The organism is Bradyrhizobium sp. I1.14.4 (assembly GCF_050435825.1).
Lineage (GTDB): Bacteria > Pseudomonadota > Alphaproteobacteria > Rhizobiales > Xanthobacteraceae > Bradyrhizobium.
This window is the reverse complement of record NZ_JBNDLA010000063.1, coordinates 1-5,424: the sequence shown is the minus strand read 5'-3', so window position 1 is coordinate 5,424 and position 5,424 is coordinate 1. Positions and strand designations below refer to the sequence as shown.

General features: G+C 60.3%; 4 protein-coding genes. 1 reads left to right on the top strand and 3 read right to left on the bottom strand.

All coding sequences use genetic code 11. The features are described 5' to 3' along the window. Nucleotides 1-40: 40 nt before the first annotated feature. The gene (locus ABIB78_RS38595) at nucleotides 41-1,612 is read right to left on the bottom strand and encodes an outer membrane beta-barrel protein (protein WP_429034273.1); all 1,572 of its coding nucleotides are present in this window, start codon (nucleotides 1,610-1,612) and stop codon (nucleotides 41-43) included. A 1,253-nt stretch (nucleotides 1,613-2,865) separates the two neighbouring features. Between ABIB78_RS38595 and ABIB78_RS38590 the strand changes: the two genes are divergently transcribed. Further along, on the top strand, nucleotides 2,866-3,228 hold the full coding sequence (locus ABIB78_RS38590; RefSeq protein WP_429034272.1) for a hypothetical protein: 363 nt from the start codon (nucleotides 2,866-2,868) through the stop codon (nucleotides 3,226-3,228). A 789-nt stretch (nucleotides 3,229-4,017) separates the two neighbouring features. On the opposite strand, the gene ABIB78_RS38585 is transcribed toward ABIB78_RS38590, so the two are convergent. Further along, nucleotides 4,018-4,290: a Wadjet anti-phage system protein JetD domain-containing protein gene (locus ABIB78_RS38585; protein WP_429034271.1), complete on the bottom strand. Its 273-nt coding sequence runs from the start codon at nucleotides 4,288-4,290 to the stop codon at nucleotides 4,018-4,020. 237 nt (nucleotides 4,291-4,527) lie between these two features. Further along, nucleotides 4,528-4,716, bottom strand: a complete 189-nt coding sequence (locus ABIB78_RS38580; RefSeq protein WP_429034270.1) for a hypothetical protein — start codon at nucleotides 4,714-4,716, stop codon at nucleotides 4,528-4,530. Between the last annotated feature and the right edge of the window lie 708 nt (nucleotides 4,717-5,424).

Genomic DNA, 5,424 nt, shown 5'->3' with positions numbered 1-5,424 from the left:
CGGTAGCTGCTCTTCTGGAGCCTGGCTACGGTTGAGCGTTTCAATTGAACTTATAGGAGGCCTGCAAGAACGTACCCCAGCGCTCCATGCTGTACCTCTGCCCCCCAATACTGATCGGGTGCGGGCGGCAGCCGGTACATGTGTTACCGCTGTCCTTTTTGGTCCACATTGCCCAATAGCGGCCACCGACGCCGACGCTGAAGTTGCTGGTAACGAGATAAGACAACACGCCCTCAAGCTGGACCCCCCCGCCTCCATCCCCGCGTTGATCATCGAAGTGGGTCGTTTCGCGCAAGAGATGATTGTCACGCCCCCTGAAATCGGTCCAAGGCAGGTAAGCGACGTCGCTGCTTAAGCGCCAACGCTCGGTGAGCATGGTTTCGGCGCTTAGGCCGACACGAGGCGCATTCCACTGAGTATCCTGGCTGACGACGACCCTGTCACCCGGTACCCGGGATGCCATCATGGGGTTAGCGATCTGCACGGCTCCTAGCGAGTCCGACTTTTGGCCGTAATAGGTCCAACCGATAAATCCGCCGACCTTGTAGTTGGTGCCGCGCAGGAAGTCGTAACCGGCATCGGCCGTGTAGTACGTGAAGTTTCCGTTTGCCTGGCCTGATACGGTGTTGCTGTAGGCGCCCTCGCGCATGCTCCAATCTTCGTCATTCATGTTTCCTTTGTTGAAGCGCCCGAGGCCAATATTACCCTTCAGGAATATTCCCCACGGGCTGTCAAGACGGCCAAATAGTTCTCCCGAGAGTCCGTCTAGTCCGTGATAGGTGAGCCTCGATATGAGAATGCTCGGGTCTATGCCGTGGTCCCACTGGAATCTTCCCCGGCTGAGCCAGAGCCGCGATCCGCCTTCGACTGACCAACCGGCGGCGTACGCAATCGGCGGCACGCTGCTGGGTTCCTTTGCATACAGCGGCGCATCGAACCATTGCGACGCGCGCGGGTCGGCGCCAAAGTGGTAGTTCAACCCGACCTTTCCAATGTGGTAGTTGCTCGATAGGCTGGTTGTGTTCGCCGGAAGAACTGCAGCCGGCGGACCCTGCACGGTCGGAGGGGTCGCGACACTCGGCCCGCCGAAATGCAGATAATCATACTCAAATTTGACGGACCATGCAGGCGTAAGCGCTTGCTCGACGCCCAGCCCGATGACCTCACCGACGCGACCATAGTCGAAATGAACTTTCTCCTCTGGCCAATTGCCAGGCTCTTTGTTATTGGCGACGTCGCCCCGATTGTTTTGCCAAGCTACGCCTCCCTTGAGGTAGGCCAACGTGTGGCCTTGCGCGCCAAACGCATAACCGACGCGACCGGTCCCGCTGACAAAGACGTTTGGATTTGCCTTGCAGCTTGCGCTCACAATCCTGCCGGAGGCGGCGAAGCAGGTATTTGCGCCGTCGGAGGCTGCACCGCTGGCATCCAGTTCGACGCCAACGACCCAGCTGCTCATTTGCCAGTTGTAGCCGGTCTGACCACCTGCCAGAAACGAAGGGGTATCGACCACGCCCCCATAGATTGACGAACCGTAGGGATTGCTGAAGGAGGTCCGGCCGTACCCACCGCCGACGTGCCCGCCAATATATCCTCCGGACCAACTCCACACCGCTGCCGGCAGCCCAATTGCACGCTCTAGGTCCGCCGAATGGACTGCACCGCTTGGGAGGAGCGCAATTGTTGTGGCTCGCCAAAAAAGAACTCCAAATCGCATCAAAGACTTCCTCACATTAGATCGCATCATACACTCCCTTGCATTGTCTCGGCCCACAACCGAGCGCCTTACGTTATCGCCGCACAGCAAACCCAGACGCTACCGGCAATACGCGCCGAGTCCGCCTCGAAGATGACCGCACCGCGATTGGTGATGACGCCGCGAACGAAGCAAGCTGCGAGCCGAGCCGAATTGCAGGGTCTTGGTCTTCGGGCACTTCGTACGGGGGTAGCGTCAAGACTCCAGATCGCATCATGACTTCATAACGACTACGCAGCACAGTTAGGATGACAGCTACTCACGCAATCACTGCCCGCCGGTGGACCAACTGAACAATATCGGCGGACGTGCCGGCTTCGTGCACAAGCGGTTGTTGTCGCAAGGACCGCGACGGCTGTCGCACATCGATGTGCTCAGTAGGTCCAACACGTGCGCTGGCTCTGGCTCATGATGTCTCTCCCAATCCGCGTTTCTTCTAGCGCAATGCCCAGCATCACCGTCTCTCGGAACGCAGGTCGACGCAACGAAAGCATCGAAGCAGCGAATGCGCTCTTGCGGCTAGGCGCCACCGCCCCGGTACTTTCGGATCATCGTTCACGTCCCCGAATTGATCGCCCTGCTCCGGTGGCAAGCGCACCGACGCCACCGATGCGGTGCATAAACGGCTTGGCGCACCAAGCACCCCCGAAGAGTGCGCAACAGCTTCAGGCGGCCTGCAGCTCAACACTTGTGATATTCGCAACGTTTGTTATCCATCGTGAAGCTTTGGGGCCATCGCCATCCACTTTCAGGATTGTGCGACCTCACGCTACGTGCGGTTCAACCCAACGAAGGTCGGGCGTGACAATATGTCCGACCTCTTACATTCCATATCCGGCCTCTTACATCCCGAAACCCAAGCGGCGCGGACGAGAAACGTGGTTGTCACCGGCGCCGACAACCTGAATGCGTTCCCATGAGCGGGGACGTTCAGTCGTTATGCCAAACAGCTTTGGCGTACGAAGTGTCTGGACGGACAACTGGTTCGGTCCGCCGGCGTAGAGCCGCCGGAAGCGGATCGGGCAGCCTGGTCAACTGATTATTGTCGACGTTCAGGCGCGCCGGACTGCTTTGTTCTCGAGGGCGACGTTTTCTTCGAGGAGGATGCGTTGCTCCATCTGATGATCTGCGAAGCGTCGGAAGTGGCTGCCATCGCTCCCTTCGGTGAATTGATGGAAGGGTCGGCAGTTGTGTTATCGGATGGCGGCCTCATCTCAGGTTTTCGCATGAAGCAAACCGCGGCACACCTTGCCGCGGAAGGACTGCGACTTTTCAAGACGATCAATCTGCTACGACTCTCGGTGCCGCCCCTCAGGACAACGATCATTCCGGCGCTGGACGATATTATCGAGTCGGGAGCTACGCAGGCCTACACCGAGGAGCTTTTTGGCTATCTCGTGGAACGAGGCGGGCCTACAACTTGCTGCGGCGCGATGCGACGACGTCAGATGGCACGAAATCGACAGCACTGAAGATCTGCGTATCGCGGAGCGCATTTTTGCAGAGCGAGCGCCTTCGCGGCCCGCCGCCCAGCGAACGCTATAGCTGTCGGAGATCTTCTTTTTCTTCTGGCAGCCTATTCTTCGCGGCCGCCGAGCACCTTGAGTGAGCGAGCTCGATCCTAGGGCGGACAGCGCCAATGACGATCTCAGCCGCAAGGTGTGCGCCGATCGAAGAACGAGCGGGTATGCCGCCGCCGCGGCTACTCGATCCTCTTGGCGGTGATTATTGCCGTCGTAACGATCGTCGGTCCTTCTAAGATGGTTGGGTACACCGAACGAAGGGCGCTGCTTGTCACTTCAGTTGACGGATTCGTCAGATGGTCATGGTCGAGTAGACCTGCGCTGGTCAGTAGTGGGTTCATCCGCCAAGCCGCGGCCCCGCCGCCTTGCCGGCTGGATCCGCCGTCGCACAGGCGCAGTTCACGCCGGAGGTCCACGCCGGCGTCGATCACCCGACGGGAGTATGGTTTCAACGAGCGCGCGCCAGAACTTTCATTCAGGAGCGAGAAGTATGACACGGCCTACACCCTGCTGCACCTGGGAGGAGCCGAACCAAAGGCTTGGGACGAGGGCGGGGCTCTGGAGAATACCTATGAACGCTTCATGAGGCAGTAGGTCCGACTAACATGGCAACACCGGATCGAGCGCTTCCTGCTCCAAAGCCATTGGGGCCTTATCGAACGCAAGCCATAGAGCCAACGCGGCGATCGCGCTGTCGGACCGTGCGATCGAGACTAGGCTTGGATCTGGTGCGGTTGGCTATCCGGCACTTTCCGCCAGTTGCTGCGTCATCAAATGCGGCGTCGGCCTCCGGGGCAAAACCTCTTCGAGAAGTCGGAATATGCGCAGTTCTCCGCTGTCGATGTCGCCCCAGTGAAGAAAAGGGACGGTCCCCTGAATTCCGGCGAGCACGCGATCAAGCAGTGCGATGACGCCGGCAGCCGGAAATCCACCGAGGCAGACGATCAGACCGTCGCTTTCGATCTCCCGGACCTGCCGATTGAAGCTCGCGTAGTTCTCGATGGTCAGCACATACGCTGGCGGACGACTAATCCTCAACGAAGGCGGCATTTCCGGGTGTATGGATGCGAAGGCTTGGCGGTGCCGTCCACCAGGAGACCGGTTGGGCCCTCTACGACCACTGGCCCCTTCAGGTGGACGGGGTGGCTGAAGCGTTCCAACCCGATGCTGGTCCAGATCACATCAGCCGCAGCGTCAGGCTGGCCAGTTTGGACACCAACAGTCGCGGCGAGCCGGGAGGCGTGGCGGTCAAAGGCCTTTGTCGTTCGTTGCTCGAAAAGAGAACGTGCGTGCGTCGAGCCCTCGGGCTTCCTGCCGCGAAATGGATGCCAGGAGTGTGAAGAACTCCTTGGCGGCCTCCGTCTGGGCGGCGGTCAGCCGGTAGGCGGCTTCGCCCCTCGCCCAACGGCCTGTCATCTCGTCCAACAAGTTGGCCACCCAAGGCTCTCCCGTAGCGGCTACCGGTAGCAGTTCCTCCCGGGCGCTGCGCCATCGCGCTCGCGGTCGGGCGGCCCAGATGGCGAGCGAGCAGATCGGGATCTCGGACACGCAAGCGCTCGGTCAGATAGCCGCGGTCTCTCCGGCCCCGCTGCACCTCGACGGCGCCGAACCTCTCCGCCGCCGCCATGAGATCGTGAAAGCGGCCAACCTGTTGCGTCGTAGAAAGGTTGTGGTACTGCGGAGCGGCGGACGCTGGCCGGGACCGATCCGGATTTCGCTCGCTTCGTTCCAGCAGACGTTCGAGGAACTCGACGCCGGTCGCTCATGCGGACGTCCGTCATTCCGCTGCCTGGTCTTGCGGAGTCGCTGCGGCGGCGGTCGCGAAGGTGCCGAGCTCTGTGCCAATCCAAAATGGTGCCGAGATCAGCGGCGCAGCCGACGAGCGTATTTCGTCGAAAGGAGATCAGCGCGTCGCCGACCAGGGCCTGCGGGGTAATCGAGATCGAGCTGAGCGGGGCGCCATCCGGTCGAGCCGGGTGTGGAACTGGCGACGCTTTCGACGGTGCTTCGGGGCATCCGGTGATTGCACTGAGGTCCGACCTCAAAGTGGTGCTAGTGTTCTGACTCATTCATTTGCATCCCGCTTTTGCGATGGCGAGCGCTTTTTTGGCTCGGCGGTGCTTTGCGAGGATGGATTTGGCGCTG